This is a genomic window from Clostridioides sp. ES-S-0006-03, from assembly GCF_020662275.1.
Classification (GTDB): Bacteria; Bacillota; Clostridia; order Peptostreptococcales; family Peptostreptococcaceae; genus Clostridioides.
Window position 1 is genome coordinate 304,746 of record NZ_JADGMM010000005.1, and the last position, 14,166, is coordinate 318,911.

17 protein-coding genes are annotated in these 14,166 nt (G+C 26.8%); 13 read left to right on the forward strand and 4 right to left on the reverse strand.

Annotated features, from left to right (window positions below; translation table 11 throughout):
- The first annotated feature begins 69 nt into the window (after positions 1 to 69).
- The 5 genes from IR151_RS09385 to IR151_RS09405 all read left to right on the forward strand — a co-directional run bounded on the left by IR151_RS09385 (position 70) and on the right by IR151_RS09405 (position 4,435).
- The gene (locus tag IR151_RS09385) at positions 70 to 600 is read left to right on the forward strand and encodes a hypothetical protein (RefSeq protein WP_227434255.1); all 531 of its coding nucleotides are present in this window, start codon (positions 70 to 72) and stop codon (positions 598 to 600) included.
- 125 nt (positions 601 to 725) lie between these two features.
- Positions 726 to 1,433: a lantibiotic protection ABC transporter ATP-binding protein gene (locus IR151_RS09390; protein ID WP_227434256.1), complete on the forward strand. Its 708-nt coding sequence runs from the start codon at positions 726 to 728 to the stop codon at positions 1,431 to 1,433.
- Position 1,434: 1 nt separating this feature from the next.
- Positions 1,435 to 2,154, forward strand: a complete 720-nt coding sequence (locus IR151_RS09395; protein WP_227434257.1) for a lantibiotic immunity ABC transporter MutE/EpiE family permease subunit — start codon at positions 1,435 to 1,437, stop codon at positions 2,152 to 2,154.
- 1 nt (position 2,155) lies between these two features.
- Entirely contained in the window at positions 2,156 to 2,911 is a 756-nt protein-coding gene (locus IR151_RS09400; protein ID WP_227434258.1) for a lantibiotic immunity ABC transporter MutG family permease subunit, read from the forward strand.
- Positions 2,912 to 3,043: 132 nt separating this feature from the next.
- Complete coding sequence (locus IR151_RS09405) at positions 3,044 to 4,435, forward strand: sensor histidine kinase (RefSeq protein WP_227434259.1); 1,392 nt, start codon at positions 3,044 to 3,046, stop codon at positions 4,433 to 4,435.
- An 80-nt stretch (positions 4,436 to 4,515) separates the two neighbouring features.
- Here IR151_RS09405 and IR151_RS09410 read toward each other — a convergent pair whose 3' ends face one another.
- Positions 4,516 to 5,337, reverse strand: a complete 822-nt coding sequence (locus tag IR151_RS09410) for a pyridoxamine kinase (RefSeq protein ID WP_227434260.1) — start codon at positions 5,335 to 5,337, stop codon at positions 4,516 to 4,518.
- A gap of 250 nt (positions 5,338 to 5,587) precedes the next feature.
- Here IR151_RS09410 and IR151_RS09415 point away from each other — a divergent pair, with 250 nt between their 5' ends.
- The 3 genes from IR151_RS09415 to IR151_RS09425 all read left to right on the forward strand — a co-directional run bounded on the left by IR151_RS09415 (position 5,588) and on the right by IR151_RS09425 (position 7,976).
- Positions 5,588 to 6,742, forward strand: coding sequence for an amidase domain-containing protein (locus IR151_RS09415; protein ID WP_227434261.1), 1,155 nt, complete (start codon positions 5,588 to 5,590; stop codon positions 6,740 to 6,742).
- A gap of 182 nt (positions 6,743 to 6,924) precedes the next feature.
- Positions 6,925 to 7,125: a cold-shock protein gene (locus IR151_RS09420; RefSeq protein WP_227434262.1), complete on the forward strand. Its 201-nt coding sequence runs from the start codon at positions 6,925 to 6,927 to the stop codon at positions 7,123 to 7,125.
- A gap of 422 nt (positions 7,126 to 7,547) precedes the next feature.
- The gene (locus IR151_RS09425; protein ID WP_227434263.1) at positions 7,548 to 7,976 is read left to right on the forward strand and encodes a CBS domain-containing protein; all 429 of its coding nucleotides are present in this window, start codon (positions 7,548 to 7,550) and stop codon (positions 7,974 to 7,976) included.
- 148 nt (positions 7,977 to 8,124) lie between these two features.
- Here the strand turns inward: IR151_RS09425 and IR151_RS09430 are convergent, their stop codons facing one another.
- From IR151_RS09430 to IR151_RS09440, 3 genes are all read right to left on the reverse strand, one after another.
- Positions 8,125 to 8,880, reverse strand: coding sequence for a peptidylprolyl isomerase (locus tag IR151_RS09430; RefSeq protein ID WP_227434332.1), 756 nt, complete (start codon positions 8,878 to 8,880; stop codon positions 8,125 to 8,127).
- Between the two features lie 709 nt (positions 8,881 to 9,589).
- Entirely contained in the window at positions 9,590 to 10,096 is a 507-nt protein-coding gene (locus IR151_RS09435) for an ImmA/IrrE family metallo-endopeptidase (RefSeq protein WP_227434264.1), read from the reverse strand.
- A gap of 82 nt (positions 10,097 to 10,178) precedes the next feature.
- Positions 10,179 to 10,499, reverse strand: coding sequence for an XRE family transcriptional regulator (locus IR151_RS09440; RefSeq protein WP_227434265.1), 321 nt, complete (start codon positions 10,497 to 10,499; stop codon positions 10,179 to 10,181).
- Between the two features lie 467 nt (positions 10,500 to 10,966).
- Here IR151_RS09440 and IR151_RS09445 point away from each other — a divergent pair, with 467 nt between their 5' ends.
- The 5 genes from IR151_RS09445 to IR151_RS09465 all read left to right on the forward strand — a co-directional run bounded on the left by IR151_RS09445 (position 10,967) and on the right by IR151_RS09465 (position 14,141).
- Positions 10,967 to 11,407, forward strand: a complete 441-nt coding sequence (locus tag IR151_RS09445; RefSeq protein ID WP_227434266.1) for a hypothetical protein — start codon at positions 10,967 to 10,969, stop codon at positions 11,405 to 11,407.
- Positions 11,408 to 11,658: 251 nt separating this feature from the next.
- On the forward strand, positions 11,659 to 12,102 hold the full coding sequence (locus IR151_RS09450) for a DUF6838 family protein (protein WP_227434267.1): 444 nt from the start codon (positions 11,659 to 11,661) through the stop codon (positions 12,100 to 12,102).
- A 4-nt stretch (positions 12,103 to 12,106) separates the two neighbouring features.
- Positions 12,107 to 13,171, forward strand: coding sequence for a phage tail sheath subtilisin-like domain-containing protein (locus tag IR151_RS09455; RefSeq protein WP_227434268.1), 1,065 nt, complete (start codon positions 12,107 to 12,109; stop codon positions 13,169 to 13,171).
- 13 nt (positions 13,172 to 13,184) lie between these two features.
- Entirely contained in the window at positions 13,185 to 13,613 is a 429-nt protein-coding gene (locus tag IR151_RS09460) for a phage tail tube protein (protein ID WP_009896262.1), read from the forward strand.
- Between the two features lie 81 nt (positions 13,614 to 13,694).
- The gene (locus IR151_RS09465; RefSeq protein WP_227434269.1) at positions 13,695 to 14,141 is read left to right on the forward strand and encodes a phage tail assembly chaperone; all 447 of its coding nucleotides are present in this window, start codon (positions 13,695 to 13,697) and stop codon (positions 14,139 to 14,141) included.
- Positions 14,142 to 14,166: the final 25 nt, after the last annotated feature.

Below are 14,166 nucleotides of genomic sequence, written 5' to 3' on the forward strand. Positions count from 1 at the left end.
AAAAGTATAAAAATATAGTCTATACTATGGTATAATAAGTATCGAAATAGAATTGGGAGAGGGATACTTATGAATAAAATAGCAGTAAGTTTTTTAATAATTGCTACTACTTTATTGAGTACAGCATGTATGGATTATAAAGTTGACAAAGTAGAATTGGTTGATTCTAGAGATTCTGCAGTTGTAAAGAAAGGTGAAGATATCAAAGAAGAAACTGATACAATTAATCCTAGAAGAACAGCTAAAATACCTATAGAGATAGTTTCAAAGGATGAAAAGATAGTAAAATACTTACAAATAGATGAAGAAAGTACATTAAAAGAAAAACTACAGTTAATCTTAGATACTTTATCACATGAGTATTTTAATGGTTTAGATATGGAAGTAGAAGTTCAGGAAAAAGATAGTCTAGTTAAGATAAACTTAGTTGAACCTGATGAAAAGGGGAGAGTTTCTTGGAAAGATGATTATTTAAATGAACAAAATATAATATATACTATAAATAATATTATCAAAAATGTCATTCAAGAAGATGATAATAGTATTTGGATTGAAGAAGTAGAGATATACTACAATGGAGAATTAATAGAGTTAAAATAAGAAATGATGTGTTTTATTTAAAAGCACATCATTTTTTTATAATTTTTTAATTCTTATAAAATCCTTATATTTATGATTTAGAATGATTCTTGTAAATAAGTTTGACAAAAGAAAGGATGAAAATTATGAGTAATTATATTTTGGAAGTAAAAGGAGTTTCTAAAAAGTTTAAGGAGCAGGTTGCAGTTGATAATATTTCAATTGCAATTAAACATAATTCTATTTATGGATTATTAGGACCGAATGGAGCTGGGAAATCCACTTTATTAAAAATGATAACAGGAATCTTAAACCCCACTTCTGGGAAGATATTATTTGAAGGTCATAGATGGACTAGAAAAGATTTAGCAAACATTGGGTCTCTTATTGAATCACCTGCGATATATGAGAATTTAACAGCAAGAGAAAATTTAAAAGTTCATACTACATTACTTGGTCTTCATGACTCTCGCATTGAAGAAGTTTTAGGGATTGTTGATTTAAGAGATACTTTTAAAAAGCGTTCAGGTCAGTTTTCTCTGGGTATGAAGCAACGTCTTGGTATTGCTATTGCATTATTAAATCACCCAAAACTTTTAATCTTAGATGAGCCTACAAATGGACTTGACCCTATTGGAATTGAGGAACTTAGAGAACTGATTCGTTCTTTTCCAAAACAAGGAATTACAGTTATTTTATCAAGTCATATTTTATCTGAGGTTGAGCAAGTTGTAGATGAAATTGGAATAATTTCTAATGGAGTAATAGGGTATCAAGGAGAAGTATCAAGGGAACAAAATTTAGAAGAACTTTTTATGAAAGTCGTAGCTGAAAATAGAAAGAGAGGTAAGTAACATGGAAAGATTTGTTAGAGCAGAATTCCTAAAGATGAAAGGAACTTTTGGAATGAGATTGTCTTGGATAGCCCCAATATTTTCTATACTTATCTGCTTTGGATTAGGTGGAGGACAAAATGGTGCTTACAATTGGTGGTATACTATGTTTCTTCCAGGAGCAATAACTTTGATTTGTTCTTTAGTAGTACAAAAAGATGAAAAAAAGAAGTATCGAGGTGTATTGTCATTGCCAGTTGACAAAAAAAATATCTGGACTGGAAAAATACTTTATTGTACCATTATACTTTGTATATCTTCAATTATTTTCATGATAGGGATAGTTTTTATTGGAGTAGTTTATAAGAAAACTATTTTAATAAATCAAAATATTATTGGAACTATAGTACTTATCTTACTATTTATGTGGCAAATTCCACTTTGTATGTTTTTAGCCTCAAAATTTGGTTTGTTTATTACAGTTTTAATAAATATGTTTTTCACTGTATTTGGAGTAGCTGTTTTTTCAACTACAAGTTCATGGTGCTTATTTCCATATTCAATTCCATCAAGATTAATGGCTGCAATATTGCATATTTTACCAAATGGACTTCCTGTACCAGAAGGAAATGAACTTTTAAGCACTAATGTCATTTTACCAGGGATATTAATATCTATTGCCTTATTTATATTATTTACTTTAGCTACAAGTGCTTGGTTTAAAAATAGAGAGGTGAAATAATATGGCACAACTAATAAGACTATTTAATTCTGACTTGATAAAACTAAAAAGAACTTACATAGTACTAATACACTTTTGTATTGCATTAGTAGGAATAGGCTTATTTTTAGGATATTACAATATTTCAGGTTATGATAGTATATCAAAGATAGTAGCATATTTACAAGTTATAGCTATAGCTTTTCCTTTATTATCAAGTATTATGTGTTCAATGTGCGTTGAACAAGAATATTACTCAGGAAATTATAAGCATATACTAACATCATCTAATCCAAAATACCTTACAATTATAAGTAAATATGTAATTTTAATATGCCTTGGTTTTGGAGCAACATTAGTTTCTGTGTTAGGTTTTGAATTTGGTATAGATACTATTTTTAATAATAATCATTTTACACTAAGTTTTTATATGATTTCAATTTTAATTTTAGCAGGAAGTAATCTATTTGAATATATATTACATTTATTCTTAAGTTTGAGATTTGGAAAAGGAACATCAATTGGAGTAGGTATAGTGGAGACTTTACTTTCAGCACTATTACTAACTGGACTAGGAGATGGTATATGGCAGTATATTCCTTGTGCATGGGGTGTTAGATTTGTAAGTGTTTGGGCATCTTTTTCAAGTTCTAAAGAAATTGAATCAATTCAAGAGTTTCAGTCAATAGGTTTAATTTGTGGCTTTGCAACTATTTTTGCATTTGTAATTTTATGTATTTGGTTTTCTAAATGGGAAGGTAAGAAATCTGAAGAATAAAATAATTAATTGTTTATTTAGATTATTTGTATTATTATATTATAGTATAATTTGATAACAGAAAAGAGATAAAAATAATCAGATATACAGTTGCTTAGGTGTTAATTAAACTGTTTGGAGGATATGATACGAATGTTTCGGAAAAAAAATTCTAATAATAAAAAAGTTGTAAAGTTAAGAACTATTTTTGTAAGATATTTGTCTGTATTCTTTGTTACAACAATTACTTTGGGAGTTCTTTTAGTATTTTTGTTTTCTGTGTTATTATCATTAGGAGTAGTGTTGCCATCCAATTATACAGAAAAGCAAATCTACAAATATAAAGATGAAATTATTTCAAGTGAAAAAGTAACTAAAGATATAATACCAGATTTTTGTGACTATGGAATCTACACTTTAGATGGTAAATTGACTTCGGGAACTTTTAATAATAAAGAAGCAAAAAAAACTTGGAATTTAATGAAAGGTATTGAAGTAAAAAGTGGACATTCGTCAGACAATTATATAAAACTTTTTAGACAAAATGAAGTATGTATAATAAGATATGATATAGTATCAGAATTCAATTCTCCAGCTTTAAGAAAATATTTGCCAAAGCCAGAAGTATTAGGGATAATTATTTTTGTTGTAGCATTTTTTATTGAAATGGTTATACTATCAAAATCTTTTGGTAAAAAAATTAATGCAAAAATGGACCTTTTGAAAAATGCTACAGAAAAAATACAACAGCAAGATTTAGATTTTACAATAGAATCTAGTGATATTTATGAAATTGATAATGTTCTCTTTTCTATAGAAAAAATGAAGCTAGCATTAAAAGATTCTCTAGAAAAGCAGTGGAGACTGGAAGAAACTCGAAAAGAACAGATATCTGCATTAGCACATGATATAAAGACCCCATTAACCATTATACATGGAAATGCGGACTTATTGATTGAAATAAATGACAATCCTGAGTTATCAGAATATATGGAATATATAGCAAATGGTGTTACTCAGATAGAAAAATATATTAACACTCTAATATACATATCTAAAGCAGATAAAGGTTATACAATTAATAAAGAAAGTATTAATATTGATAAATTTATAGAGGATGTTTTGGTGCAAATAGAAGCACTGGCCAGTACAAAAAGTTTAGATGTGGAATTTTATAAGCAAGATGATTTACCTAAGAATATAACAATAGATAGAGAATTATTATTTAGAGCTATTATGAATATAATTTCAAATGCTATTGATTATTCAACAAATCAAAGTAAGTTATATTTTGATGTATTAGTAAATCAAAGATATTTAAAATTTGTAATTACAGATTGTGGAAGAGGTTTTTCTAAGGAAGATTTATCAAAAGCTACAGAACAGTTTTATACAGGCGATTCGAGTAGGAACTCTAAATCTCATTATGGTATGGGTCTATACATTGCAAATACTATTATACAAAAACATAATGGTAATTTAAATGTTGAAAATTCTATAAAAACTAGTGGAGCAATGATAACAATTGAAATACCAATAATTTAATAATTATATCCATTTTATAAATACCTAAATTTTATATACTTGGTAGGTATTTGTAAAATGGATAATTTTTGTGGTTAATTTTATATATTAATTAAATCTGATAAAAAGTTTTCGAACATCACTCCATCATTTCTATCAGTGTCAAATTGAGACGTATAATTTATCGTTTTATATATAAAATCTGTTGCAGTATTAACAGCTATTCCTAAGTCATGGTTATTCACTAGCATACCACAAAGTATAGATGTAAATATATCTCCAGTTCCACTATAAGAACAGTTATTGTATTTAACAGAAGTAAAGAATATATGGTCAGTATCTCTATCATAAGCTAAATTTAATATATTATCATCTTCTAATATACCTGTGATTACAACTTTACTAGGTCCTAAAGAAGATACAGACTTTGCAATATTTATAAGTTCATCTCTATTATAATCCTTTTTTGTATAGTCATTTCCAGTTAAGAAACAAGCTTCTGTTAAATTAGGAGTAGTTAAATCTGAATGTCTAACTAATTCTTTAATTTCATGTCTCATTTCTTCTGTAAAGATTGGATACATAATTCCATTATCGCCCATTACAGGGTCAACTACGATAAAAGCATTTGGATAATCATTTATAAAGTTTGCCACTATTTCAATTTGATGTTTTGAACCTAAAAAACCACTATATATACTATCAAAGTTGACTTTTAAATTTTTCCAAACAGTTGAATATTTTACCATCTCATCAGTGCAATCTAAAAATGTAAACTCAGGATAACCAGTTTGACTTGAAAGTATAGCTGTTGGAAATGGACAACATTGAACCTTTAATGCTGAAAGTATAGGTATAGCAACTGATAATGAACATTTTCCTATTCCAGATAAGTCATTAATTGCTGCGACTTTTTTTTGCATAAAAAACCCTCCATTAGTATGTATTAATCATAATGATATCAAAATATTTATATACATATATATTACTATAAAAAAAAGAAAAAAGTAGATTATAAAATAAAAATTTGTAAAAAAAACAGTGTATCAATACAATTAATTTTTAATATTGGACATAATAAGATAGAGAATTATTAAATATGAAAATTATTGTATATAATAATAGCTTTTTTGTGAATTTATTCGTAAGGTGTACTATTTGGGAGGTGTAGCTTTGAAAATACTGAAAAATAAAAATAAGTACATCAAAGGTATAATGGCATTTGTATTTTTATCTTTAGCTACTACAGCAGGTGTATTTTTAATTAATGATTTAAGTATGAAAAATATGAAAGAAAAAGTTATAGAATCTGCTACTGTTGAAGGTGATGATGTAAAAGACCAGTATAAGTTATTGCTTGAAAATTTATTTGACTACAGAAATAAGGCAATATTAGAGAAAAATGAAAATATTTTAAAAGGTCTTTATGAAACAGAAAAAAAGTTTGGTCTTTGGGCTTATGAAAATGAAGTAAAAAAGATGAAGTATTTAGAAAATTGGTCTAGTAAACAAGGTGTAAAGTTTAAAGACATAAAGACAAGAGTCAAAGTTAAAAAAATAAAAGAAAAAGAAAAAGACTTATATGGCATAATATGTTCTGTATCAACTGAGTATAAGTACTCATATGAAAATCAAAAGGACAAAGAAAATGTATTTAGAATAGGTACATATCACTATCTAAATGTAAAAATCATAGATAATCAATATGTAATAACTAAAGAGTGGTATACAGACCCTTTTGCAGATTCTTTAAATTTAGAAAATATAAAATCTGATGATATAAGAAGCTATATTGGTCAACAAAATGCTGTAGAGTTACAGCTTACAGAAGAGCAAAAGAAGGCTATAGATTATGCACATAAATACTGTGGAGCAGCAGCAGATGAAGAACATGGTATGAAGTTTAATCCAAATTATAGAGATTATAATCCAGAAGGTGGAGATTGTGCCAACTTTGCATCACAGATAATGTTTGAAAGTGGAAAGTTTAAGAAAAATTCAATCTGGAATTATAGTGAAAGAGCAGGAACAAAAGCATGGGTAAATGCGCAAGCTTTTAAAAATTATGCTCTCTATAGTGGAAGAGGTTCATTAATAGCTAAAGGTTCTTACGAAGATGTTTACAAAGAAGCTTATAATCTACGTCCTGGAGATTTTGTAGGATATGAAAAAAAAGGTAGAATAACACATGTTTCGACTGTAACGGGATTGGATTCAAGAGGATATCCTTTGGTAACCTGTCATAATACTGATAGAATGCTTGTGCCATGGGATTTAGGTTGGAGTGATAAATCTATAAGATTCCATATAATAAAAATAAACTATTAAAAATTTATAAAGAAAAATAAAGTATAAAAGATAACAATGATTTAATATTATAAATTAAAAAAAATGATTGTTAATGTATAAAAATAATAATAATTGACAAACATAGCTATATATGATAAAGTAGTAATAAGGTTACAGAAAAGAGTAGCTAAATAATTGTGTTTTTTTAGGAGGATTTATTAATGAAAACTGGTGTAGTTAAATGGTTTAACAATGAAAAAGGATTTGGATTTATATCTGTAGAAGGTGAAGGAGATGTTTTCGTACATTTCTCAGCTATAACAGGAGATGGATACAAATCATTAGAAGAAGGACAAAGTGTTGAATTCGAAGTAGTGGATGGAGCTAAAGGTCCTCAAGCTGCTAACGTAGTTAGATTATAATTAAAAATTCATATATATTAGTATTCTAGTAATATGACAGATAAGCCGCTAATCGTTTAGCGGTTTTTTCAGTTTTTTGTAAACTAAATTAATTGCAAAATAAATTAAAATTATTAAAATAAAGGCATTAATAATAAGATAAATATGTTAAAATTAATAGTGTAGAGTAAAATTATTATGGCTAAGTTTAAGTCAATTAACCTCTAGTTAATTTTCTATAAAAAGAATAAGTGACGCTGATAGACCATATAAAAATATTAATAAAGTATAGACATTTAAAGCTATTAAAAGAAAAACGCTTGTTACAGCGTATAGTATCTAAAAAATACTTAGAAAATGAGAAAGGAGAAAGTTACTGCAAAAAAGTAACATTATAAATATTGGATAATATTTATAAGTTTTCGGTAACGGTGGGTAGTGTAATGAACATATTATTCTTTCTAACACCAAAAAGTGAAGTAGCATATATATATGAAGACTACACTATAAGGCAAGCCCTAGAAAAAATGGAATATCACAAATACTCTGCAATTCCAATAATAAGCAAAGAGGGTAAATATATTGGAACTATAACAGAAGGTGATTTTTTATGGACATTAAAAAACGATTTAAATCTGGACCTAAAAGGATTGGAAGATGTTCCAGTAACAGATATAAATAGAAAAATGGATAATTCTCCTGTTTCCATCAATGCAGATATTGAAGATTTAGTAATAAAATCTTTGAATCAAAATTTTATTCCTGTTATAGATGACCAAGATACATTTATTGGGATAATAAAAAGAAGAGATGTAATAGGTTATTGTTATGAGATAATACGTGGATATAAAAATTTAGCAGATGATAATTAGAAAATTTTTTGAAACTTTTCAAGTTTCTACTTCTATTCTTTGTAATAAAAGAATAATAATATGAAATTAAATTCTTAAACTTTAATATAAAGGCTGTCTTTTCTAAAAATTATAGATAAGACAGCCTTTTTTATCTGTTGTTTTATTATTAGTCGTTGTATTTTACAAGATTTCCATATTTAGCATTAAGAGAATTTATTTTATTTCCATAAACTTCATTTTGTTTTTGGTATAATAAACTTTTTTCAACTTCATCTTTAACTTCATCAAATGTAGATTCTGTACTTTCTTGAAGGTCTTCTAACTTTATTATATGGTATCCAAATTGAGTTTTAACTGGTTCACTTACTTCACCTTTAGCCATAGAGAATACAGCTTCTTCAAACTCAGGAACCATTTGTCCTCTACCGAATGTTCCTAAATCACCACCCATATCTTTAGATGGGCAAGAAGAATGTTTAACAGCAGCATCTTCAAAAGATATTTCTTCTGATTTTATTTGAGCAAGTATTTCTTTAGCTTTTTCATCACTATCTACTAGTATATGTTTAGCAGTTGCACTTTCTGGTTTAGAAAAAGAACTCTTATTAGCTTCAAAGAATTTTACTTTTTCATCTTCTGTTACATCAACACTAGATAAAACTTTATTTATAGCAAATTGCTTTAATACATTTGCTTCTATTTTTTTCATTTCTAACTTAAACACTTCTTCTTCATCTAATTTTTCGTCCTTAGCATCTAAGAAGAATAGTTCTTGGTTTACTAAATCATTTAATAAATGTTTTTTTCCTTCTTCAGTTTTAAATTGCATTGCTTGATAAGGATCTAATGATTTTAATGCATTTTCAATATCAATATTAGTTATCTCTTTTTCTCCAACTGTTACTAAAACTTTTTTTTCCATATTTTCCATAATAGTTAACTCCTTTTATAGTGTATTTCATTATTAATATAAAGCTACCAACTTAAATAATATCAGAAAACGATGTATATGTCTAACATTTAAAGTCATATTAAGTCAAATAGACTTAGATTTAATAGAACAAGGTGATTACAATCAATAGAATTGAGGCCATAATTCCCACTATTCCTTCTTCATGTTTAAATTTAAGTGTTTTTACTATTGAATAATAAAAATATATTCCAGTAAAAACTATCTTTAGATACAAGAAAAATAAACTCTTTGGATATATCAAGAAACTAAAAAGAGTAAATATAAACGCAAGTAAAGTGCTTATCCTGTAAAAGAAATCTATTTGTGTAATGTCTTTATATTTTATTATAAATATTGAGTATAAAATGATGTAAATAATTGCAACAATTGTATAAGCAGTAAATAATGTATTTTCAAGAGTACCATTTGAAATTACTATCCACTTATACCACATAATTGGCCAAAAAAATAGTGCTAAGAACTTAAAATAATTATCAAAAAACTTTTCTTTATACATTCATCAAACAACCTTTCTTAAAAAAGCATGTATTTGTTTTTAGAATTTTAAATAATGTGCTATCATTATTATATATTAATATTGAGTTTATAGAAACCAAAATTTGCTAAAATAAATATATAGATTTTTGCTATTAAGTCAATTAAAATTACTACCATTTTATTATGAAATTGGATCAAATATGTAGAAATATGGCAAATTAGTTAATACAAGATATTTATTATTACCAAGTGGTAAAGTTTGTTTTTTTAATGATAAGAATTCCAATCTTTTTTGAAAAAATTTGATATCTACATTAAGCATATCAGCCATTTCATAAACACAAGTAATACCAGAATTAATTATATTTATTATATCTTCTTCTGTAATTAAAAATTCACAAGCCCATTTTAAAGCTTTATTTTCACATTTATCTATAATGATTTTTGTGTAATAATCATTATAAGAGGATATATAGTATCCAAAACTAGTGAAATGATGTCCAAGTTCCTCTGCTAATATGGATGTAAGTTTATTTGTATTTTGTTTTAAGTTACTGAGTAATGATATAACTTTTATACCATGCCTGTTTATATATAATCCTTCTAAGTCACCTGCAATATGAGTGGTATAATGAATTATTATCTCTTCCTGAGAAGCTAATTCAAAAAGTTTATCCAAATTATTCATAAAAATCCCCCTAATATAGAATGTATGTTTGATGAAAAGTTATATTAAAAGAGCAGAGAAATAAATCTGCTCATTATATAGTTTATTTTTTTTTATATTTATTTAGTAAAAATTCTATATAATCATTAAGTTGTTCTTGAGCTTCTTCAGGTAAGTCTTCGTGTGGATTTTTTCTATGTGCCGCAACAGTGTCAATATTTTCCTTAACCAAGGTTCTTCCAAGAAGGTAATCAACTGATACATTAAATACATCAGCCAATTTATTTAAAATATGTTCATCAGGAAATCTGTTTTCTGTTTCATAGTATCCTAAAACTCTTTGAGAAACTCCTACTTTTTCACCAAGTTCTCTTTGAGTAAATCCAAATTCCTTTCTAAGTTCTCTTAATCTTTTGGCAAACATTATAACACCACCTTATGTATAAATTATAACAAATTGTTCTAAAAATTAAAACTAATAAAAGAAAAAAGAATGATTTTTTCTAAAAAATATTGATAAAGAACAAATAATTCTATATAATGAATATAGATAAGAACAAAATATTCTTAATTATACTAGGAGGAGAAAAGTATGTTTAAAAATAATTTAAAAGGTTACAGAGAATCTATAAGGTTGTCGCAAACTAAATTTGGAGAAAGCGGGAATTACAAATAATTATATATCAAGAGTAGAAATAGACATAAAAAGTTATGATTCATTTTGCATAAAAAATTCTGTTATTTCAGAACAAAATATGAATAAAATTTTTTGAATATATATAGAACAAAATGTTCTTTAAAGTTTGTGGAACTTGCAATAAGGCTATTGATTAGAAACTATCATTATAAAGTTAAGGCTAAAGACAATAAAATATAAAAAGGAGAAATACAATGGATAATAAAAAAGATATATTACTTAAGGAAGTAGATGAAAGATTACATAATTACAAGTATTTGGATGTAAAGATAAAGAATATTAACCTAGATATAAAAAGATGTGAAAATGAATACTTTGGATGTGGAGCTGTAGTTTATACTGAAAAAACTAGTACTACATATAATATAAGTTCTTCTGTTGAAAATGAAGTTATAAAAAAAGAGGAGAGATTAAGAAAATTAAAAATGGAAAAAGATGATATAGAAATAGAAAAGGAAAAAATAGAAAATGCTCTAACTTGTCTAAATGATATGGAGATGGAATTTTTTAATCTCTTTTATAATAGTAAGACTAAAAATAATATGACCTATATTTCTATGAAATTGCATTTAGATAGAACTTCTTGCTACAACTTAAAGAAAAAGATGATTTGTAAATTAAGTGAAATATTATAAAAAACATAACACTTTTACAACACTTTATACACACTATAGCAACAACACCCACTGAAATACATGAGATAATGTTATTGTGAAAGAAATCTATAGTGAGGGAGGTGAGGAATTGAGAAACATGATATTACCTAAAAATATAGAGGGAACATAACAATAGAGAAATTAGATGTATCTTTAAAAATTACTTATGCTACTCATAAGAAGTTTGCCACATTAAGTAAAAAAATATTTAGTGATAGCGTGGTGATTATTTGCTTAAAAACAAAGAAATATTAGAAACAATTATTGATATACTTAAAAAAAGTTTTGATGAAAGTATTTTTATTGATGATGAAAGTATGCAAGGTTCAGAAGGGTCTTGTTTTTTTGTAAGTATGGTATCAGTTCTTTGTACACCCATAATGTTAAAGACAAACAACAAAGATGTTGTTATGTCTATAAAGTATTTACCAAGACCACAATCAAATAATATAAGAATGTATGAAGTTTCAGATGAACTTGATAAGCTATTTAATAGAACTGTAAATGTAAGAGATAGAAAATTAAATATAGCTAAAATTGAACAAAGCATTAAAAAAGAGGAGTCAATTTATACATTGAACTTTTCAATTACATTAAACTTTCTTGATAGTGTATATGAAGAAGAAGAAGTATATGAAAATATGGAAGAAATAAATTTAAACTTAGGAGAGTGATAGTATGGCTATAGGATTACCAAGTATCAATATATCATTTAAGGAGCTAGCTACAACTGTTAAAGAGCGTTCAGCTAGAGGAATAATTGCAATGGTGCTTAAAGATACCAAAGCACTAGGATTTAATGAAATACATGAAAAAGAAGATATACCAGCTGATTTATCTGCTGAAAATAAAGACTATATAAATATGGCTTTGATGGGAAATGTCAATGCACCAAATAAAGTACTAGTTTATGTGTTAGGAGGAGAGGAAGAGGTTCAAAGTGCCTTAGACTTTTTAGAAACTAAAGAATTTAATTATTTATGTATGCCTAAAGCAATAGAAGCTGATAAGAATGTCATCAAAAGCTGGATAATTAAACTTAGAGATACAGATAAGGTTAAAGTTAAAGCGATATTGGGCAAAGTTGCAGGAAATCATGAGGGAATAATTAATTTTACTACAGAAGATACATTAGTTGGAACAAAGAAGTATAGTGCTGAGGAGTTTACGAGTAGAATAGCTGGTATTATAGCAGGAACACCTTTAAGTCAATCAATAACTTATACTAAGCTTGGTGATGTTATTGATATACCTAAAAGCACTAAAGCTGATGCAGAGTCAAAAGTTAATAATGGAGAGCTTATCCTTATTAAAGAAGCTGGAGCTATAAGAATTGCTAGAGGAATAAATTCTTTAACTGATTTAACTGAAGAAAAAGGAGAGATGTTCCAAAAAATCAAGATAGTTGACACTTTGGATATTATAAATAATGATATAAAGAAAGTAATAATAGACGATTATATAGGCAAGATTCCTAATAGTTATGATAATAAATGTATATTAATAGTAGCTATAAAAGAATATCTAGAAGAATTAGAAAAAGAAGAATTAATAGAAGCTGGTTCAATTATAGATATAGATATAGAATCACAAAAACAGTATTTAAAATCTAAAAATATAGATATATCTAATATGAAAGAGCAAGAACTAAGAGAAGCTAATACAGGTTCAAAAGTATTCTTAACATCAAAAATAAAGATGTTAGATGCTATGGAAGATATAGATTTATCAATAGAAATATAGGAGGATTATTAATATGGCAAATATGGAAGCTAGAAATGTAATGAGTGGTACTTGGGGAGAACTTTGGCTTGATGGAGATAAAGTAGCAGAAGTAAAGAAATTTCAAGCAAAGATGGAATTTACAAAGGAAGATATTATAATAGCAGGTCAAATGGGAACTGATACGAAGTATATGGGATATAAAGGAAAAGGTTCAATAACTTTATATCATGTCAGCTCAAGAATGCATAAATTAATAGGAGAAAAGATAAAAAGAGGTTCTGAACCTAGATTTGTAGCTATATCTAAGCTAAATGACCCAGATTCTTATGGAGCGGAGAGAATAGCAGTAAAAAATATAGCTTTTGATGACTTAACTTTAGCTGATTGGGAAGTTGGAGTAAAAGGAGAAATAGAAGCTCCTTTCACATTTACTGAGTATGACTTCCTTGATATAATTTAGTTTTATCTGGATAGTTAGTAAATATATAGTTAATAAATGCTGTTAGTTAATAGAAATTGATTGATAAAGGAGTAGATAATAATGAGTGAAAATGGATTATCAAAAAATATAAATATAGTAGACTTACTTTTAAATGTAGATACAGAAAATTTAGAAAGACCAAGTACTATAGTTGAACTAAAAAGATTATCTAATATATTTGGCCAAGAGTTTAAAGTAATGTGTAGAGCATTGACAATAAGTAAAGATGAGGAGATACAAAATACTTGTCTTAAAATTGATGAAAATATGAAAACGGATATAGACTTACCAGAGATGCAGATGCTTACAATTATAGAAGGTGTTTGTGATTTAGATGGAAAGCTTTTATTTAAAAACAAGGAATTAATGAGTAAATTTAAGGCTCCAACTCCAAAGGAATTAGCAAGAAAGCTATTGTTACCAGGTGAAATTACTAATCTATACAGAATCCTTCAAGATGTAATGGGTTATGGTAAAAATGCAGTCATAGAAGAGGTAAAAAACTAATAGGGACGGATACCAAGACCACAAT